Origin of the sequence: Wolbachia endosymbiont (group B) of Hofmannophila pseudospretella (assembly GCF_964028515.1) — a bacterium.
Classification (GTDB): domain Bacteria; phylum Pseudomonadota; class Alphaproteobacteria; order Rickettsiales; family Anaplasmataceae; genus Wolbachia.
The window spans coordinates 642974-664415 of the sequence record NZ_OZ034788.1; the positions used below are offsets into that span (position 1 = coordinate 642974).

Below are 21442 nucleotides of genomic sequence, written 5' to 3' on the forward strand. Positions count from 1 at the left end.
CCACTTCTTCATGATCTGATAGACAATGTTTATGTGTCACATACAATTATTGCACTTATGTTGATCAAGGCAGCGAAATTATGTATAGATAATTTTGATTGAGAAATAGTTTTTCTACTATATAAATTCTACTTTAGAGTAATCAAAATTAATGAAAAACAATAAATATAGTTTAGGCTTAAGGATCATTCATTGGTTAATGTCTGCTCTTATTATTGGTATGCTTTGTTCTGGACTGTACATGAAAAGTTTGCCGATTAGCAGTGAAATTAAATTCAGCATATACTCTATTCATAAGGCTTGTGGTATCACCGTTCTTGGATTAATTATAGTACGTATATTTTTTCGCGTCTTTACTTATGTTCCGCCATTACCAGCCAATTTTTCTCGATTCGTAATCAATGCGAGCAAAACGATACACTTTTGTTTATATGCTTTGATGGTGCTAATACCGCTATCTGGTTATGTCATGTCTTCTGCTTCTAGTAAAGAGATCAAATATTTTGTTCATATCCCTTTGTTAATCAATGAAAACAAAGAGCTAGCTAGTGCAGCTAATCAGCTACATTCGATGCTTGCATATCTTATGATAGTCTTTATAACCTTGCATATACTTGGTGCTTTAAAACACACATTTATAGATAAACAAAACATTTTTAAACGTATGATATAGGCTATATGTTGAGCAGGCTTTGGAAGAAAGGAACGAATTTTCTCGGTAGTGAGTTTGCAATAATGGGTGGTGCTATGAGCTGGGTTTCAGAGAGAAATTTGGTTTCAGCAATCTCAAATGCTGGTGGATTTGGCGTAATTGCATGTGGTGCAATGTCTCCAGATTTACTGAAAAAAGAAATCATAGAAACACAAAAATTAACTCATAAGCCATTTGGTGTAAACCTAATTACTATGCACCCAAATTTGAGTGAGTTAATAGATATATGCATTGAAACAAAAGTAAGCCACATAGTTCTCGCTGGCGGGTTACCAAAAAAGCCTAATATAGAAAAAATCAAGAATGCAGGTATTAAAGTTATGTGCTTTACACCAGCATTAAGCCTTGCGGAAAGGTTAGTAAAAATGGGAGTAGATGCATTAATAATAGAAGGAATGGAAGCAGGTGGGCACATAGGTCCAGTTAGCACTTCTGTTCTCGCACAAGAGATATTGCCTCATTTTAAAAATGAACAAATACCAGTGTTTGTCGCAGGTGGAATAGGAAGAGGCGAAATGATAGTGAACTATCTAGAAATGGGAGCAAGTGGCTGTCAAATAGGTACATTATTTGTCTGCACAAATGAGTCAATTGCCCACAAAAATTTTAAAGAAGTGTTTATCAAATCAGCTGCGCGTAATGCAGTATCTTCTGTGCAGATCAGTGCTGATTTTCCTGTAATTCCAGTAAGAGCTATAGCTAACAAAGCAAATGACGATTTTATGAAGCATCAAAGAGACATTATCGATAAATATCAAAATGGACAGATCTCAAAAGAAAATGGGCAGCTTGAAATAGAAAAATTCTGGGCTGGAGCTTTAAGAAGGGCAGTAATTGATGGAGATGTTGAAACAGGATCTTTAATGGCCGGTCAAAGTGTTGGCATGGTTGATAGAGAAAAGCCTGTAAAAGAAGTAATAGATATGCTAGTTCAACAGGCAAGCAATTATGTTGAAATGTAAAATCAGTAATCAGCAAAGAAAATAGTTAGCAAATTGCTATAATTATCCGTAATAAGGCATAACTGCCCAGTTTTAATGTAAAATTAACGCTAAAGAGGTATTCATACATTTTATTTGTATGAGAGGAATGTTATGCTTGATTCATCATATGAGGAAAGAGTGCTATTTGATAGCGCAGTAGGAAACAATACTTACTCATCTACTAGCGATCCTATCAGAAGTTCACAAATCTCAGATAAGAGAAAGGAGAAAACAGAGAATTATTCAGCATCAAAAACGAAAGAGTTGTACGAAATTATACACAAAAAGGTCACAAAAAAAAAACATACTCATGAAAATCTAAAAAAGGGAGATGGAACTATCACAAAATGCATAGAGTTGTTCAACAAAGGAGCTGATCCTAACGTATTAATTCAATTAGAAAAATTACTGAGAGAGCAAGAAGAATATCAAAAATATTATAGATATTATATTGACAACTTCCTTCCAGCATTGAAAAAAGAAGTAATGGGATTAGAGGTCAGACTTCCAGTATTTAAGAATGAAATAGAAAAATCACAAGGATCACCAACAGGAAGAGGAAAAATATTAGAAATAATTTCAGTAATTACTAATAAGAACAGTGATAAAAATCATTCTAATAGCACTATTCAAAATCAGAAAGGTTCTAGAAATAATCAAACAGATAGACAAGGTAATGTTATGGGATTATTTAAGAAAAAAATTTTCCTAGTGAAGTTGAAATTCCCAAAAATTCAGGTATTAATCCTCTGGAAAAGGATTCTTTAGCTAAGGGTGTAAGTGGAAAAGGAACCCCAGGAACATACAATACCTTGAGAAGTTCAGGTTATTATGGTAATTTAACAACTCCTACATCAGAACAATCGCAAGCAAGAAAGAAGATCGCACAATCACAATTGAATAGTCAATCTGACCTTTCGATTGATTGTAAAGATTTAAAGAATGACTTAGATAGTGGAGTAAGTTCACCTGGCTTGTTATCAAGTAGCAGAAGGAGCAGCTTAACTTCAGTAACAAGCACTTCATCTGAAGAAGATTTAGACTCAATATTAAGCTCTGCTAAGAAAAATAATAATCTACAAAAAGAGGAAATGCAACCAGAGCAAGTTGCAGCAGCAGAGCCACAGATGCAAGAAAGTGAAAATTCAGGTGATCAAGTTAAAGAAAAGCTAATATTAAAGAGTGAAGAATCTGGGCCAAAGTTGCTTGAGCTTAAACTTGAAAAAAAAGAGGAAAAAGCTGTTTTAAATAAACAAGAAGCTGCTAATTACGAAAATAAGAGTAAAGTTAAAGAACCTCATAATAAAAATCTTCACGTCGCACTTGTAACAAGTTCTGCTCTCTTAGCAATAGGGTGCATTGTTGCAGGAGTAATGACATCAGGATTAGTAGGAGCAGGACTGTTTGTGGTGGCTGCAGTGTTTGCTACAGCTGCTGCTGCTGAATTTTGTTCAAATATTCTGTCAAGTAAATTGACATCCATTAGTGTGAGTCCTCTTGTTGATAATAAAGAGCTAACACGGTGATAAAAGTTAAATATGAGTTACTTATGGTGAGCAAGTGAATTCGGTTCTTGCCTATTGATGTAAAAATTGTTACATTTGAGGAGTATCTTAAAGGTATTTAGCTGATGCATATTCAATTGGGTAGAGTTTTTGCTATTGTAGCTCTGTTAAGTTTTATCTTCATGTCATGTTCTAGCAAAGCAAGTGATGAATTGAAAAATATACCAGGAACGTTGAAAGAACTTATTTCTTCATTTTCAGTTAAAGATACTGTAGAAAATATAAGTCCCTCAACAATTATAGGTTTATGTATAGCTACAGTGATACTTGCAGTAGTGTTCAGAGGCCTAATTTTTTTCATGATAATATTTGGCGTACTGATCATGATGTTTGGAAGCACAGAAAAGGCAACAGATTACCTGAAAGAAAAATTCAACTTTGCAAAGGACATACAGTTACAATCCAATAACAAAAAAGAAGATAAGGATTCAGTAAGATAGATGATTCTTTATTATCTTTTTATTGAATACGCATGATATTGTATGCAACCAAAAATACCAGCTACTAGCTCTAATTCTGAAAAAAAGAACAATTTAGCGTTACTAGAAAGTATTAATTTAGATTTTATCCCTTATGCTTGCCACTACGATGAAGAAACTATACTAACAAAACAGGGGGAATTGTTAAAAATAATCAAATTAGAAGACTATTCTTCAGTTGATAACTATGGTGATCTTAGAACTGAAATTAGAAAAAGTATATCAAAAAATATCAAGAGTTTATATTTTACCGTTTGGATTCACACTGTCCGTAAGCGCAATAAACTGATCTTACAGTGGAATAAAACTGCAGACTTTTCCGATCAGCTACACTCAACATGGTTTAATAAACTAGTTGATAGTAAACTACAGTATATAAATGAGCTATACATTGTGGTGTTACTTAGTGATTTTGGCAAACATATTAATAATGCATTTTTTTTTGGCAGGATAAAGAATAGGCACAAGTTATTTTTACAAAAAAATCATCAAGAATTACAAAAAATAACTGACCTGATTCAAAAAGATTTAGAACCTTTTGGAGCTAAAAAACTGGGCCTTAGGTCTAGTGAAGGCAAAATATATTCTCAAATGATGGAATTTCTCCATTACATTATTACATTAACGCACAAAGATTATCCGATATGTGAAAGGGATCTATCGCAGCATGTGAAAAACCTAAAAGTAGCTTTCGGTTTCAATAAATTTCAAACATCGTTTGAAGGTCAACAGAAGTTTGGTTCTATTTTTTGCATAAAGGAATATCGAGAAATCCCCTTAGAAAATATAGATAGGTGTTTGCAACTTGACTCTGAGCTTATCATCACAGAAATAATAATATTTACTAGTAATAATAAAGCAGTAAAAGAATTCAAAAAACAAATTAATATACTGCAAATCAGTGAGGACAATACCTTACTTCAAAACTCAGGAATAAATGAAATAATAGAGCTTGAAAAAATTTCTGCTATGGATTTTTGTCAACAGAAAATTATTGTTACAATCTTTGCAGATGATAAGAATAGGTTAGCTAAAAATATCAGCGATTTATCCTCTGTAATGTCGTTAATCGGGTTGATGATGTTTAGAACTGATCTGCACATGGAAAATCATTTTTGGGCACAGCTTCCTGGAAACTTTGCTTTTGTTACACAACCAAAAAATATATTAGAAAAATATGCTTGCAGCTTTGCTATGTTGCATGATTTTACATCAGGTACGTTAAAAGGAGGAAGATGGAAAGAAGCAGTAACAGTTTTTTTTTCAAAAAAAGGCAGTCCTTACTTTTTTAACTTTCATGGAAAGAAAAATAATGGTCATACCACAATACTTGGAGCTCCAAATTCAGGTAGAACCTCACTGATCAATTTCTTACTTTCGGAATCAAGAAAATTTAACCCTAGGATTGTTATATTGGATAATACTGGAAAATCAATAATATTTACTAAAGCAGTAAGCGGCCAATATTACATAATTGATCCAAAATATAAAGATAAAAGTCTAAAATTTAACCCACTGAACATTGAAGATAGTGCTTCTAATCGCAATATGCTTGTTGAATTGATCAAAAGGATGGTTGCAGATGCAAGTTTGGTAGACGTAGAAGAAAAGACAAAAAAAATTGTAGATTCTATATTTACTATACCAAGAGAATCACGCTCTATTTCTCAAATTTCTGAAGTGCTTTTACTTCTTGGAGGCAAAATAAGTAAATGGTGTGGTGAAGGTGAATTTGCTTACTTATTCCAAGATGGTGATGAGTCAGATATTGACTGGGGAACAAAAACTATATCCCTCAATACTGCAAATCTCACTAAGCAAAAAGAATGTATGTCCGTGATACTTTACTATTTCTTATACTCTTTCGAAGCAAAATGTGATGGCTCACCTGCAATACTTGTTTTGGATGAAGCATGGGAGATAAGTAATATTTTTCCTACAGAGGGAGAGTTTGACGACTGGATGCAAAGAATGACAAAGTTAAATGTTGTAGTAATTCTAAGTACTGAAAACTTAAACCTAGCATTTGCTAGCAAGTTTACTCAATATTTAGATAAGCATGTCGATACGAGGATCCTGATGCCGAACATAAATGCAAACAGGTTATACATGAAAGCATTTTCTCTGTCGAAAGAGGAACTGAATGTCATTTTGCAAACACCAACACAGGAAGGTTTATTTTTGATAAAGCAATACAAAGGTTTAGTAACTTTAAATCTAGATTTGAAGAATATAAAAGAAATACATGTACTTTCAGCTAATAAAGAGACTATAAAGTATATGTATGAGGCGATGAAGGAAAAAGGCGAGAAAGTGAGTAAGTGGTTACCGGTGTTCTATGAAAAATGTAAAGCTTAATTTTTTATTGATATTCTCCTTGATATTTTGTCTTTCTTATCAAGGATATGCTGATTGTCCGCGTTTTGTGGAAAGTAATACTGATATTGAGGCAAATGCAAGTAAAGTAGGTAAAGGCTTTTGGAACTTCTTTACTGGCAAGTGGGGTAGCCTGGATTTTGATCCTCATCTATTAAAAGAAATCAAAGTAACAATGGTGAAAGATCAAGGAGTAGGCGGTTACTTCGATCCAAAAATTAAGGTCTGCGATTACGAAGGGAACGACAACTGTTATATATTATCCAGTGGAACATTCTGCCGCAAGATATATGGAACGCAGAGTACAGGAGCTGGAATTTCTGCAGCAGCTTTTATCGATTGGGAAGGAGATAAAACAAAGGCTGGAGGAGAAATTGCTCAAGGTCTTGGATGGGAATGGGTAGATGGTGTTACTGATGAAGAAAAAGTAAAATTTGCTAATTCTCCTAAGATATGCGCTTGTAGCCAAAAGGGTGCTTGTATGTCAGGAATTTCTTCATGGGGCTCTAGAGTATTTTCTGGGGAAAATATTTTTCGTCCTGGAGAGATGGAAAAAGCTTGTGATACATGCTATCAAACAAAGGTAAAGTGTGCCCCTGTACAACTTGCACCTGGCCCACCTCCATTTTGTGAACAACTTGCGATGTCACCACCACAAGTTAGAATTGTCCCTATAACAAATGAAGACAATGATTACTTTCATCCAAGAGTTGGAGTCATTATTAGTGAGCTGAAAGAAAGAAGAGAGCTACCTTTTCCACGCGTTATTTCAAGTAATAAAAACATTCAAAGTGCTACATACTCTATTCCAGATAAAGATACCCACCATCACTTTAATACTTATAGAAAAAAAGGTCAGCTCTGCACTGAATATTATGGTACTGAGAGAGAAGAGTCCAAAAGAAAATTACAATTTCCTGCTCGCTGCTTCCCAGCGCCACCTGCTCCAAAGATTGAAGAAGTGAGCATACCAAAGCCTAATGAGGGTAAAGGCGAAAATACGCTAAAAGTAAAAATGAAGATAAGTGAGAACGTTTGTACTTATGACGCACGTGGAACTCACAGTAATGGCATCTGTACTTTTTATGTTAATAAAAATTCTCCTACATACATTGGCCATCTGCCTTTAATAGTAGTAAAGCCAGCAATAGTAGAAAAAACAACCAATAGCGGTAATAGAAAAAGTGATATCGATAACATAATAGAAGGTGTATTAAAAAATAATTCGCAATTTGAAGTTCTCAAAAAGTATGGATACGTTCCCGATATTGAAACAGAATGTAAAGAGCTTCAGAATGGTAAGTGCAAACTAGATGACTCAGGATATCCAAAAGTAGAAATAAAATATAAAGAAAATCCTAAAAGTAAAATGCTCTGCCTTTCTGGTTGGCAGCCGGAACCAGAAGAGCTTGTTGTTGAAAAAGGAAGTGAGCTAATACCACTGAAGTCAGTAGGAGCAAGCTATGCTAAACACAATACTGTTTACTCGAAAGAATCAAATCAATCTTATTATTTTCCCTGTAACGAAACAATTGAGGTTTTAGCAAAGCCACAAGATGCACTAGATGAAATAATATTCAATAAAAAAGGATATATTTCTATTCCTGCTGAAAATAAGCCTAGAGATAATTGCATGGCGAAAGAGGATAAAGAGGTAGATACAAAACAAAATTGTGACAAATGCAAAATAGTATATGAGTTAACAGATGGAAAGTATGAAGAAAAAAATTGTAATCATGGTGATGATGGTTGCCTCTGCTTTGATGGAGTGTGTAGTCGCTCAACACAGTATATAGGCAAGGATAATAAGCCTTTTTACTTAAGAGTTTCACAAGATGAAAGTGGCGTTGTAACGAAGTTAGATAATCCAATTAAAGCAAATAGAACAGAAGTCTTTTTCGCTGATAAATTATGCAGGTTCGATTTAGACGGTTTAAAAAAGAGATTGCGTGAAATAATAATAGCACAATTGAAACATAAGAAGCAGATTATTGAAAACAGGGATCAAAAACTTTATGAGCTTGGAGATGGCTATACAGATGATCTGTCAATGTATGATTACGTTGAAATAGAAGCATGGGGAGGTGGTGAAGCTGGTCATATAGCTGATAAAGCTCAGTCTACAGAAAATAGACCAGGAACGCCAGGTGATTACATTAAAGCTAAACTGAGAGTCAACCCTAGTTATCCATATATTAAAGTAAAAGTAACAGAAGGAGGTGGTGGACAAGAAAATCATATATCTAACAAGGATGGGGGACCTACTTTAATAAAAATGTGCAGAGACCTTTCAGAAACAATTTGTAAAGATTTAATTACTGTTGCAGGTGGAGGTACACACAGAACCTATGGGGGAAAGAATTACAAAGATACAATAATTCATGAAGAAAGTTTAAAATTAAAAGAAGAAATTAAGAAAGGGGAAAAGCTAAACTCTAGTAAAGATAATAAAATAGCATATATAGAAAATGGTGAGATTGGGTATAAAGATGTAACAAAGTGTAGTAAAAACTACGTGAATAAAACATATGGTGCTGGTGGTTGTATCAACAAAAGCAGCAAAAGTTATAGCAAGGGCGCTCCTGGTTATGTGAAAATTAAACCTATATTTGATGAAATTAATAAAGAAAGAGTAAAAAAAATAGATGATGCTATTGAAAAAATGATACAAAATCCAGATGACATCACAGGTATTGATGATTCCTTAATAAATAAACTTGATCAAAAGATTATTGATACAATTAAAGAAGAAATTAGAAAAGAATTGTTAGGATTATAGTCAAAGGACCCTGATGGTTGCAAATGGGGTAAAGTTGAATTTACATCACTGAGAGTATCTGTTCAGATGCATGTGAAACCAGTGTTTCTTTTTTTGTATCTCAGTTCTCATAATGTCATCCCAGTGCATAACGCACAGCTGTACAGAACATTGAAGATGTCATTCCAGTGCGTGACACTGGAATCCATGTAAATTTAACTGGACGCCAATGTCACAAACTAGTTTTCTCATCTATCTTATTTTGCCACTCTGCTGAACAGATACGTCAATTTCATCTACTGATGAGCTAGGTCTGCTATCATTTATATGTTGTACCAAAAGCTCCATAATTTTTTTTTGCTCATAAAATTGCTGAAATGAATATATTCTATTCGAGCCAACTAACACGAAGTATCCTCCTTGTACATTTGGAGGATTATCATGCCAGCTAATGTTTCTTACGTACTCAGCAGCTTGTAAGGAATTATCTCCTGAAAGGTTTTTAATATTAGGATCAGCACCTTTTTCTAGCAGTAATCTTGCCATTTTTTCATTACCTTTCATAGCTGCTATATGTAGAGGTGTATTGCCAAGCTGATTGCCAATATTGACATCCACCCCTTCTACACTAAGTAATAATTGAGCTACCTCGTCATGGCCATTATTAACAGCTACACACAAAGGATTCATACTGGTATCACAGCCATTGACTTTAGCACCATTATCAAGAAGCAACTTAACTACTGCTTCATGCCCATTCTGAGCAGCTAGATACAAGGGTGTGACATTATTTTTTTTATCTACTATGTTAACATCAGCATTTTTTGTGCTAATTAATAGTTCAACTATTTCAGTATGTCCGTTCTGAGAGGCTAAGTACAGAGCTGTTATACCAAATTCATTGTCTTTAGCATCAATCTCAATTTCTTGAGTATTAAGCAACACCTTTACAACTTCTACAAGTCCATTTTGAGCAGCAATATGTAAAGGTGTCTTACCATCAGTACAGTCTTTTATATTGGGATCAGCTCCCGCTTTAATTAACTCCTCTACTATAGCTTTGCTTTTAGCTACAACAGCAAAGTGTAAAACTGTACTGCCTTTAGTAGTTCTTGCATGAATATTAGCTTCTTTACTGATTAGTAACTTTACTACGTCTAAATGTCCTGAATAAGCAGCAAAATGCAAGGCTGTAAATCCTTTTTTATCCTTGATATTGATATCAGTTTTTACATTAAGTAATAACCTAACTTCATTTATGTTACCATTATAAGCGGCTTGATGTAATAGAACATTTTCAACCGAGAGCGATTGAGTGCTGAACATATTTACCTCTATATAATAGTATGCCTAGTGGTATTACATCAAAACAAGGAACATTCAAGAAAAATTTTGCATCTGGCAATCTAATTTTCTCTATTCTAATATATACAAACTCTTTAAACCCACCTTGTAATCAGGATAAACTAGAGAGACACCAAGATCTTTTTTAATTTTAGTATTGCTTACTTTTTTTGACCCTAAATAAAAACCCCGTGCGTAATTTGGTACAGAAGAAATCTCAACTGGCTCTGGAGGGCTAATATTGAGAAGCTCGGCTGCATAAGTGACCACTTCAGATTGCGTAGCAGGTAAATCATCTGCACAATTGTATATCTCATAAGGCTTTATATTTTGCATGGAAGAAAATAAAATATTCGATATATCTTCAACATGAATACGAGAAAATTTTTTTTTCACATTTCTTGCTTTGCCAAGCTGCAGGTCAATTAGCGCATTTCTACCAGGACCATATATCCCAGCCAACCGGAAAATATGTACAGGCAATTTGCTATTTAGCCACTTTTCTTCGGACTTAAGGCGCTTTTTTCCTCTAATTTCTATAGGCTTTGTTTCAGATTCCTCATTCACCCAATTACCACAGTGTTCACCATAAACATTAGTTGCAGACAGATAACCAAGCCATTTAATATTCTCCAGACAATGACCGTATCTCTCCATAACATCATCGCCGTCTGGAGGAATAGAAACTAAAACATGCGTTACGCTTTTAAGTAGATCTTGGTCGACCTTTTCATAATTAAAAAGTTGTATATCTTTATTTCTTGATGTACCGCTAACTTTCCAACCTAAATTTAGTAATTTTTGCGATAAAAATTTAGCTACATATCCATAGCCAAAGCAAAACAAGTGCATGAAAATTAATTTTTAAAATTCTTCTTGATAAATTCAACCCCTAACTTTATTCCCTCTTCATTAATAATATGCCCTAATCCATGAATTGGGTATCCTTGAGCGTTTACTCCATTTTCTTTCAGAGCTTTAACCGCTAAATCAAGGGAAGAAAAAGGTACCATGTCATCAGCATCACCATGAATAACACATATGCTGGGTTTTGATTTGATCTCCGGTGCAGTTTTTGAAGGTGAAAGAAACCTACCAGAGTATGCAACAACTGATGCACAAGACTGAAGTCGGGTAAGAGCTACATGCATTGCAAGCATTGCCCCTTGAGAAAATCCAACTAAAGAAAGCTGCATATCTTTTAAATTAAGCTCCTTTAATTTTGCATCAATAAAATGATTTACAATTGATGCAGCATTTTTCACCCCATTATATAGTGCTTCCTCACTACGATCTTCTAAACTAAACCACTGATAACCATCACCTATTTCTCTCTTAAACGGAGCATTGGGAATTACTAAATATGAATCAGGCAAAAACTTGCCCATAACTTTAGCAAGATGAACGAAATTATCGCCACTTGAACCCCAACCATGAAAAAAAATAATCAAATTTTTCTTATTTCCATTTGGACAAATTTCTTGGCTCTTAAGTTCAATCATCTCTTCATCCCTTTATGTTTATATTTAATTTTACGGTAATACTAAATTTGAGAAACAAGACCTCACTACTGCTATAGCTCTTTGATATGAATAAATACTACTTAGCTTCAACTTTCTCTATCAATTTCTTGACCAAGCCTCTCAATCTTCTGCTGGAATCATCAAGCTCTTGAATTTGTGAAGCATCTTTTCTCATGAGCTCTTTGTGATTACTCTTTATGTAATCATACATTTCCTTCATCTGAGCAATCATCTTGTTGATATCCATACCACCCATATCAGGTATCATGCTAGGCATATTTCCTTCTAGCATACCACCAGCCATAAGTTGCTGAGACATTTGCATGAATGGCTTTAAGGTCTGTTGAAGCAAATTAGGGTCGCTTGCCAATTTTTCTATTTGCTCTTTGCAAGTATCCATGTACTGCTTCATAAATTCATCATCTTGTACTTTATCTGTCATAATTACACCTACTTGAAACTAATATTATATATTGTTTTTAATTAAAAACAATACAAGAACAACTATATTAATACTTGATTAAATGACAAATTAACTATTTTAAAGCTTCACATACTCTCTTTAACCATTCCTTGTCTTTTATGCCATTTTCTATATTTTTATAAACAAATTGGTGATAGCTATTTATCCATTTAACTTCATCTTCAGTAAGCATTTGCACATCTATTAGCTTTTTATCATATGGAATGGAAGTCAGTTGTTTAAAGTTTAAGAAGCCGTTTTCTTGCTTTTCAACATACATCAGATTCTCAATTCTTATTCCATATTTTCCTGGAATGTAATAGCCAGGTTCGTTAGAAAGTATCATACCTGGCATGAGTTCCACTTTATTTCCCTTTGATATTGCTTGCGGTCCTTCATGTACCGAAAGGTAACTCCCCACTCCATGCCCTGTACCGTGCATGTAATCCATTCCAAATTTCCATAAATGTATACGCGCTAATATGTCCAATTCTCCACCAGTAGTGCCAGGGGGAAAGACCGAACTTGCTATCGCAATGTGAGCTTTTAGTACTATTGTGTAGTGAGCTCGTTGCTCATTGGTTGGATTGCCAATTGCTATAGTTCTTGTAACGTCAGTTGTACCATCAAGATACTGACCACCAGAATCGATCAAATATAGTCCATCTTTTTTAATAGCTTTATTTGTCTTACTGCTTGCACGATAATGAATAATTGCTCCATTTTCATTAAATGCGGAAATCGTTGGAAAACTCGGTTGCTTAAACAAATCCTGCTTTCTTCTATATTCTAAAATCTTTGCTTCAGCTTCGAGCTCAGTAATTTCATTGCCAATAAGCCGATATAGAAAATTTGTAACTGCTACTCCATCTTTGATGTGCGCACTTATAGCTCCAGTTATTTCAATTTGATTTTTTATTGCTTTATGAATCAAACAAGGATCTTCTTTCTCAATTATCTGCTTATTTTCTATTAGACCTTTTTCATTACCTATTGTCATTCCAGTGCTTGACACCGGGATCCATGCTTTTTTATTTCTGGTCAAGTACTGGAATGACACCGAAGCTGATTTTTCATTTAAATAATGGTTATACAAGGGATCTATTGCATTCATAATGCTCATTGGAGTTGTGCTTGGATCTATCATCATTGAATTTAGCTTACACAGAGAGCTTTCCAATTCACAAATATCAAAAATACTAACATTATTATCTAAATCCGCTTGTATGGTTGAATGTTGTTTATCTTGAACAAACAAATCAACATTACCACTTTTGTATAATATAGCACGACCCCATATACAGGGAGTATATTCAGCACTTTCATTTCTTAAATTTAGCAGCCATGAAATTGAATTTGGATCAGTCAGAAGTACTGCTTCAGCTTCTATGCTTTTAGCAACTCTTTCGCATTTACTCTTACTACTCTCACCAGATGTATGCGAGACTATTGTTTGTGTTTTATGACTACCTTCTTTTTCAATTAAGTACGGCACTAGTTTACAAATGCTTTCATATTTCCTTATCTCTTTTACAGTAAAATATCTTGAATAATAACCCAGTGAGGTAGTCAATGTTAAGTTTGCTTTTACCCACCTGTGTGGATCCTCTTCTTGTATATTATATACTTGAAAATTGTTTTGATCGAGCTGACTGCGAGCTTGTGTAATATAGCGTCCATCTGTAAAAAATGGGCAACTGTTAGTTTTTGTAACAATAAGTAGCCCATTTGTTCCTGTGAAGCCACATAACTCCGTTAACTCTTTTGAATATTCATTTAAATACTCGTCTTTAGTATGCAACATAAATGCATCAACATTTATTTCGTGCATAAAAGAGCGAAATTCTTCGATTTTTGACATGGAGTACCTTATGCAGAATTAGCAGCTATTTTCGTTTTTTTATTCCTAAGGTACACTAATATGCTAACTATCGCTGCTGGAGTTATGCCTTGTATTTGCTTAGCAATACCAATTGTTGCTGGCTTTATTGCTTGCAACTTCTCTACCACTTCAGTGGACAAACCTTTAATCTGTGAGTAGTTGAAATTAGTTGGAATTTGAGTGCTAACTTCCTCTTGTAAAAACCTCATATCTGCTTCTTGTCTTACTAGATAAGGCTTATATTTTGCTTCAATTGCAACTGCTTCACATATTTCATTTTTAGCTGTGCTGACCATCGTGATGTCATTCCAGCATTCCGTTTTGTCATTCCAACACATAACATTGTTTAACTCCGGCCATATTTCTCGTAATTTATTCCAATCGATATTTGGATAACCGAGTAAATCTAATGCTGTTTTTCTTATTCCATCATAAGATATTTTAACACCATAGAACCTGAGCTGCTCAGGAGTAATTGTTAGGCTCTCCAATTTCTCCTCAAGTTGCTTAATAGACTTAAGTTTATTCTGCAAAATAGAGTATCTCTCATGCGATACAAGGAAAATATCATAACCTTTTTGTGTTAATCTTCTATCTGCATTATCTGACCTGATTGCCAGTCTATATTCTGCACGCGAGGTGAATAATCTGTAAGGCTCAGCAATTCCCTTAGTGACCAAGTCGTCTATCATTACACCGATATATGAATCCGTACGATGAAGAACAAAACTTTTTTGAGATAAAGAGAGTGCTGCATTGATTCCGGCAATAATTCCCTGACCGGCTGCTTCTTCATATCCAGTGGTACCATTAATTTGACCAGCAAAATATAGTCCTTTAACTTTCTTAGTTTCGAGAGTATGAAATAGCTCTCGTGGATCGATATAATCGTATTCAACTGCATATCCAGGTCTTAATATTTCTGCATTTTCAAGCCCTTTTATACTCTTTATCATTTCATACTGCACTTCGATGGGCAATGAATTTGAAATTCCATTTGGATATATAGTGTTATCATCAATCCCTTCTGGTTCTAGAAATATTTGGTGATTATTTTTTTCTGCAAATTTTTTAACTTTAGTTTCAATTGATGGGCAGTATCTTGGTGCAATAACGTTATCTAAATATGAAGAAGCTGATCTGTGAAGATTCTCTCGAATTACTCTGTGTGTATGTTCATTAGTATGAGTAATAAAACATGAAACCTGAGGCTGGTTAATTTTTTCTGTAAGATAAGAAAATGGTGTAGGTGGATTGTCACCCACTTGTTCTTGTAATACTGACCAGTTTATAGTGCCACGATCAAGCCTCGGTGGAGTTCCGGTACGTAATCTGCCCAGTTTAAAATCATACTTCTTTAGCGTGTTTGCAAGCTCTATTGCAGGTTTATCTCCCATTCTTCCAGAAGGAGTTGTTTGCTCTCCTATATGAATCACACCACGTAAAAAAGTCCCTGTAGTCAAAACAACTCTGCTTGTCAGTATACGTTCACCTGAGTCTGTTATTACAGCTTTTACATAAGATTCTCCATTGCTATCACTTTCGATAAGAAAATCGTCAACTGACTCTTCTTTTACTGTCAAGTTGTTATAATTTAGAATAATTTCCTGTATTGCTTTTTTGTATAATTTTCGGTCTGCCTGTGCACGTGGGCCCCATACCGCTGCGCCTCTGCTGCCATTTAAAACGACCGAGTGTATGCTTGCTCGGTCGATAGCTCTCCCCATTATTCCATCAAGGGCGTCTACTTCTCTAACTACAACACCCTTTGCAACTCCTCCAATTGCTGGATTACAAGACATCTCTCCTATAGTTGAAATTTTGTGAGTTATAAGTAGTGTGTTCGCACCAAGGCGAGCTGCAGCTGTAGCTGCTTCACACCCGGCATGACCGCCACCTACTACCACTACGTCGTACTTATGCATCTTCTTGAGTAATTCCTACTCTATAATATTCCAACTATCAGTGATTGATGTCAAATTTTACAGATTACAACATTGCACACTAACTTAGCTCAAACTGCCGTCTCTCTCGCAGAAAAAACTTTTTCAACTTTGGGAAAGATGATACTTTTATTAACTTCTTCTTCCGGAAAGGTAATACATTCATCTACTTCTTCTTCGTGAGATACTTTGACATATGTAGAATCTGTAATCGAAATTGCACTTACTGCAGGTGTAATTGCTGTTTTATCTGCACAATACATTATAGCTACAGTTGGAAAAAGCCCTAAAATCGGTGCTATCAGCCCTATCATTCCATTTATTAATGTAAATCCTATTCTTGGATTAGGAAAAATAGCAGCTATGCTTCCAGCAAGTATAACTCCAATTGAAGAGCTTGTAGATACCATCAAACTCAAAAAATTTGCTGCTTTTTCATGCTTTTCCCCAACAGGATCTCTTTTGCAAAACTTATATAATAAATATCCTACGTGAAAAACCGCAATCAATGCTGGAGCTATACAACCAGCAATTCCACCTATGGCTAAAGGTGATGAAGTGTCAAGACTTAACCACCAAGCTAATACTCCTAGTGCTGACACTATACTATAAGCTAACAAACAAATATACATACAATCCCTCTCACTAATTAATAGGCATCATTTTTACTCTAAATCGCAAACTTCCCCTCCGCCATCTAAATACTAGAGCAACAAGGAATGCTAACGGCTGTGCAAAAATATCTAATGTTTATATTTATGTAAAGTGGAAATTTTTAGTGGGGCGAGCGACCAGGATTGAACTGGCGACATTCAGTACCACAAACTGACGCTCTACCAACTGAGCTACGCCCGCCAAGATATAAGATTTTTAACATACGAGCACAAATAGTCAATTGATTATTTAAGCTACCTCCTTTTGCAGAGGGTTTTAAATATTTTCATTTATGCTTTTATCATTATACTCAATCGTATTGACACCGTGATATGTTTAAAAGTATTTTCACATTTAGTTTTTTTACGGCTATTTCAAGAATCTCAGGGCTAATAAGAGATGTATTGATTGCTACGGTTATTGGTGCAACCTCTCTTGCAGATATATTCTTTTCCTCGTTTCGCTTTGCTAATTTATTTCGATCGTTTTTTGCAGAGGGAGCATTTACTACCTCATTCATACCATTATACTCTGCAGAGTCATATGATAATAAAAAGGCATTTAATTTCGCAAGTAGTGTAATATCCATTACGTTTATTATTCTAGTAATTTTTTGCCTTATCACACAAACCTTCTTCCCTTACATGATCAAAATCTTCACTCCTGGATTTGACCAAAATAAATTTACCTTTACTGTAACTTTGTCGAAAATTATGATGCCCTACATAATCTTCGTGTCAATCGCATCACTTATTGGTGGAATGTTGCAAGTAAAACAGCATTTTGCTTCAACAGCTATTTCACCAATCATTTTGAACCTCTGTTTAATAATCAGTTTATTTTTACCTTACATTGAAACACCGGCTCATAACCTTTCTATAGCCGTCCTGATTGGAGGGATTTTGCAGCTACTTTTAATAATATTTAGTGCATACAAATTAAAGGCTTTCTTTTCTTTTAGTTTAGAATTAAGTAACGAAGTGAAGTTGTTTTTCAAGCGTGTAATACCTGCAATTATCAACAACTGTGTAACTCAAATAAGCTTATGGATCGACACAATCATGGCGAGTTTTATACCAAATGCAGTTTCTTATATATATTATGCCGATAGACTAAATCAACTACCGCAAGGAGTAATTGGCACTGCAATTGGTACAGTACTTCTTCCTCTGATTTCAAAACGAATAAATGATACTGAGAATATAGTCAAAATACAGAACAAGGCCCTTAATATAGGGTTAATATTAATTATGCCAATAACTGCTGCTTTTATCATTATTCCTGACATAATTTTACTTACGCTTTTTTCTTACGGCCGATTTGATTATTATGCAGTGCAGCAAACTATTCCTACATTAGTAGCATTTTCTCTTTCTTTACCCGCATTTATTATAAATAAAGTATTGCTACCCACATTCTTTGCTAGGGGAAAGCTAAAAATACCAACTATGTTCTCATTAACGTGCCTTGGAATTAATGTAATACTAAATCTCCTATTAATGAACAAATACCAACATATAGGAATTGCTATTGCTACTTCCATTTCCACTTGGATAAATTCTATTTTATTGATTAATTATTTAACAGTAAATAAGATGTATAAGATTAGCCAAGCATTATTACTAAATATTGTAAAAATACTCACTGCAACATTGGTTATGTCAATAGTTCTTTATCTCTCTAATTACTTATCAGCAGGGTTGTTTTTCGATAGAGGGCTAGCTCGTATTGTTTATTTAGTAACTTTAATAGCTTTGAGTGTTATTATTTATTCTAGCACTCTTTACCTAATTTTTAGAGGAAATTTGAATAATTTGAAATATGTATAAATTACACCCTTTGTATTGCTATATGTCATTTCAGCTACTATTCCAATATCCACTCCTTTCATCCCATAACCTATTCCTGTCATCCCAGTGTCAAGCACTGGGATCCAGAAATTTTGTTGATTATATAATCTGGAAAACCTTATTTAAGTCACACTGGATCACAGTGTCACACACACAACTGTATGAGTGTTGTGGTTTGAGAGCAATTTCCACTAGGAACCCAGTGCTCATCAGACCAGCTTCTCATGTAAAAATGCTATGTTTTAACATAAGAATAGCTACTTTTTTGCTAATTAACTTAATGTCTAATCAAATTTCCTGGATCCCAGTGTCAAGCACTGGGGTGACAAGAAGAGAAGGGATGCTGGAATGAGAGGTCTATTATGAAACTTTCTTTATACGCCATATCATCAATCTTGTTTCTATTAATTCTCATGCACGTTGCTGCAACTTTTAAGGATTGGAGTGGCTACAGAGAATATATCGTAAAAGAGTTAGAGAAGACGTATGATGCTAAAGTACATGTTGGAGGAAAAATTGAAGTTTCGCTCATTACTCCAAAACTTACTATTCACAATGTATATGTACAATACAACAAAAACAAGGAGCAAAAATTATCAGATTTAATTAGTGCAAAAAAAATTGAAATAAGGCCATCGCTATTATCGTTGTTTTCATTTTCATTGCAACCAAAGTCAATCTCATTTTTGGGCATGAAAAGCAACAAAGAAAATTTACTTAATATTATGAATACGAAAGCCAATGATAATACAGTTGATATATTAATAAAGGACAGCCAAATAAGTTTTGGCGCCGATACTATTAACATCAAGGAAGTTGCTATAAAAAAAAATAAGCAGTTTTTTGGTGAAGTACAGATTGGTGACAACAATTACGATTTTTCTGGAAAGGTTAATGTAACAAAAAATAATGTACACATTAGTGTTGATTCAAATTTTGCAAATTTGCTATTTAAAGGTAATAGAAATCAAGAAGAGCTCAAGGGCAATTTAGTATTGACGATTAATAATAATTCTGATTCTATGAGCGACTTGGCAAAAATCATTAATCTTAGCTTCCTTTCTTATGTGATTCCCAGCGAAAATATTGAGATATCATCCAATATCAATCTCAATGAAAGCGAGTTTACGGCAACTGATTTAAAAATTGAGTCCAAAAGCATGCAAGGCACTGGTATAATACAAAATGATAGAAAAAGTGATCATACTAATATCAATATTAGTTTTAGTAAAGTCGACCTAAAAAACGGCTCACACAAAACAACAGATATGAAGGGTCTTTTAGAATCTTTTAGAGAGGTTGTGCCAAAGAACCTGAGCTTGGATTTTAATATGGAAGCTTCAAATATTCAATATCAAAACAGGATATTGGACAAATTTCATGCTACGCTAAAATTTGCTAATGGCGAAATAAAAGTTGATACTCTTCTTCAATTTCCTGGAACCAATAATATATCTCGCTTATCAGGAAAAGTTTCAAACAATGGCAACTTGTCTGAATTTAATGGTGATATATTGATAAAGGGTGAGTCGTTCATCTCACATATTTTACCTTCTATCAAGATGCAAGAAAGAGAGAAAAGTCAATTTACAGCAAGTTCTAAACTATATTTAGCACCTAGAATATTATCTCTTTCAGATATCAGATTGCTAAATAACAAAGAATCTTGGCAAGGATCAATTAAGGTAAATCACACAAAAAAACACAATATGATCGATAGCAAATTTAGCATACATAACATTAATATAGATAAATATGATTATTCATTATTCAGCAAAGTGCAATGGCTGAAAAACCTTAAGTATGATGTAAATATAAGAACTAGTGTTAAAGATTCTATATTCAATGGTACAAAAATTGAAGATTTGGATTTTTCATTAAAAATACAAGAGAACAAGCTAGTTGCAGACAAAATAAAGTTATTCGGAGAAGATTTCGACATTACCGGTAGTGTAAAAATATTAGTGGATCAAAAATACACTAAGCCTTTATTAGACGTAAACCTTACAGGTAATAAATTTAATGGAAATATCTTTAAATTACCAAAACTATTAGAGGTAAAAAGAAACTCAAAAAATGAAATAAATCAAATTCAATGGTCAACAAAGCAGCTTAATTTTTTAGATGAGAAAGGAGATTTTGATGCAAACGTGCAAATCAAAACTACAGAATTTAAAATTGGGCAAAACGTCTTAAAAGATTTTAACTTGGATACAGTGATAAGAAACAACACTATCACCATCAAACAGATAAGTTACATACTAGAACATGGACAAATGTTTTTTCAGGGTTATCTAAAAGCAGGCTCAATTCACACAAAATTTTCTATTGCAAATTTGGACACCAAGGAAGTTATAGGAGTTAATAACATAAATGGTAAGATAAGCTTAAGTGGTGAAATCAAAACTCAAGGGACAAGCTTTAATGATTGGGCTAGTAACTTATCAGGAAATGTAAACTTTCAAGCACAGAAAATAGAGTTTACAAATGTGGATTTTAATTCATTCATCACTAAGTTGTTAAGCAGTAAGAATAAACCTGAAATTTCCAAGCTTGCTTACGTTGATATATATAATGGCAGTACGCTTTTTGAAAATATTAATGGAAAAGTAAGTATCAAAAATGGTATATGTTCAACTAGTTCACAGTTTAGTATCGATCAAGCATCAGGTTCTATCTCTTCTAATTTAATCTTATCTAACTTCTCCTTAAATTCTATATTCAGACTTTTTTTCATACTACCAAACCATAACAGCCCTCTTTATATCGAGGCACACTTAGATGGCCCTATTTGGAGTCCTAAGATGAGTTTTGACGTAGATCAAATCTTTACCACTTTTAATTGGCAAGAAAAATAGTCAACTCTTTTATATCTATTCAGATACAATTTAGGAGGCAGTAAGCTTCATC

14 protein-coding genes, 1 tRNA gene and 2 pseudogenes are annotated in these 21442 nt (G+C 34.1%); 9 read left to right on the forward strand and 8 right to left on the reverse strand.

The features are described 5' to 3' along the window. The first annotated feature begins 151 nt into the window (after window positions 1–151). The 7 genes and pseudogenes from ABWU24_RS02965 to ABWU24_RS02990 all read left to right on the forward strand — a co-directional run bounded on the left by ABWU24_RS02965 (window position 152) and on the right by ABWU24_RS02990 (window position 8894). Entirely contained in the window at window positions 152–673 is a 522-nt protein-coding gene (locus ABWU24_RS02965) for a cytochrome b (protein WP_341815501.1), read from the forward strand. Between the two features lie 5 nt (window positions 674–678). Continuing rightward, window positions 679–1674 carry an NAD(P)H-dependent flavin oxidoreductase gene (locus ABWU24_RS02970; RefSeq protein ID WP_341815502.1) on the forward strand — a complete coding sequence of 332 codons (996 nt, stop codon included), beginning with the start codon at window positions 679–681 and terminating at the stop codon, window positions 1672–1674. A gap of 132 nt (window positions 1675–1806) precedes the next feature. Further along, complete coding sequence (locus tag ABWU24_RS07825) at window positions 1807–2463, forward strand: hypothetical protein (RefSeq protein WP_410541810.1); 657 nt, start codon at window positions 1807–1809, stop codon at window positions 2461–2463. A gap of 173 nt (window positions 2464–2636) precedes the next feature. After that, window positions 2637–3221 (forward strand): annotated as a pseudogene (locus tag ABWU24_RS07830) (DUF350 domain-containing protein); the annotation flags it as partial. A 104-nt stretch (window positions 3222–3325) separates the two neighbouring features. Next, window positions 3326–3700 (forward strand): hypothetical protein, encoded by a 375-nt coding sequence (locus tag ABWU24_RS02980; protein WP_015587929.1) that lies wholly within the window; start codon window positions 3326–3328, stop codon window positions 3698–3700. A gap of 42 nt (window positions 3701–3742) precedes the next feature. Beyond that, complete coding sequence (locus tag ABWU24_RS02985) at window positions 3743–6097, forward strand: type VI secretion protein (protein ID WP_353274410.1); 2355 nt, start codon at window positions 3743–3745, stop codon at window positions 6095–6097. Further along, window positions 6078–8894, forward strand: a complete 2817-nt coding sequence (locus ABWU24_RS02990; protein ID WP_353274412.1) for a hypothetical protein — start codon at window positions 6078–6080, stop codon at window positions 8892–8894. Before ABWU24_RS02985 ends, ABWU24_RS02990 begins: the two co-directional genes overlap by 20 nt. Window positions 8895–9125: 231 nt before the next feature. On the opposite strand, the gene ABWU24_RS02995 is transcribed toward ABWU24_RS02990, so the two are convergent. The 8 genes from ABWU24_RS02995 to ABWU24_RS03030 form a co-directional block, all read right to left on the reverse strand. After that, a complete protein-coding gene (locus ABWU24_RS02995; protein ID WP_341815505.1) occupies window positions 9126–10199 on the reverse strand; it encodes an ankyrin repeat domain-containing protein in 1074 nt (357 codons plus the stop codon). Window positions 10200–10289: 90 nt separating this feature from the next. Continuing rightward, window positions 10290–11069 carry an SDR family oxidoreductase gene (locus ABWU24_RS03000; protein ID WP_341815506.1) on the reverse strand — a complete coding sequence of 260 codons (780 nt, stop codon included), beginning with the start codon at window positions 11067–11069 and terminating at the stop codon, window positions 10290–10292. A gap of 5 nt (window positions 11070–11074) precedes the next feature. After that, window positions 11075–11719 carry an alpha/beta hydrolase gene (locus tag ABWU24_RS03005; protein ID WP_015587933.1) on the reverse strand — a complete coding sequence of 215 codons (645 nt, stop codon included), beginning with the start codon at window positions 11717–11719 and terminating at the stop codon, window positions 11075–11077. A gap of 97 nt (window positions 11720–11816) precedes the next feature. Beyond that, entirely contained in the window at window positions 11817–12182 is a 366-nt protein-coding gene (locus ABWU24_RS03010) for a hypothetical protein (RefSeq protein ID WP_006014880.1), read from the reverse strand. Between the two features lie 94 nt (window positions 12183–12276). Beyond that, complete coding sequence (locus ABWU24_RS03015) at window positions 12277–14064, reverse strand: aminopeptidase P family protein (RefSeq protein WP_341815507.1); 1788 nt, start codon at window positions 14062–14064, stop codon at window positions 12277–12279. Between the two features lie 8 nt (window positions 14065–14072). Continuing rightward, complete coding sequence (gene mnmG, locus ABWU24_RS03020) at window positions 14073–16010, reverse strand: tRNA uridine-5-carboxymethylaminomethyl(34) synthesis enzyme MnmG (protein WP_341815508.1); 1938 nt, start codon at window positions 16008–16010, stop codon at window positions 14073–14075. Between the two features lie 89 nt (window positions 16011–16099). Then, window positions 16100–16660: a hypothetical protein gene (locus ABWU24_RS03025; RefSeq protein ID WP_341815509.1), complete on the reverse strand. Its 561-nt coding sequence runs from the start codon at window positions 16658–16660 to the stop codon at window positions 16100–16102. Window positions 16661–16807: 147 nt separating this feature from the next. Continuing rightward, window positions 16808–16883: transfer RNA gene (locus tag ABWU24_RS03030), tRNA-His, on the reverse strand. A 131-nt stretch (window positions 16884–17014) separates the two neighbouring features. On the opposite strand from ABWU24_RS03030, the gene murJ reads away from it, so the two are divergent. Both murJ and ABWU24_RS03040 read left to right on the forward strand, forming a co-directional pair. Further along, entirely contained in the window at window positions 17015–18511 is a 1497-nt protein-coding gene (gene murJ, locus ABWU24_RS03035; RefSeq protein ID WP_015587938.1) for a murein biosynthesis integral membrane protein MurJ, read from the forward strand. 383 nt (window positions 18512–18894) lie between these two features. After that, window positions 18895–21424 (forward strand): annotated as a pseudogene (locus ABWU24_RS03040) (AsmA-like C-terminal region-containing protein). Window positions 21425–21442: the final 18 nt, after the last annotated feature.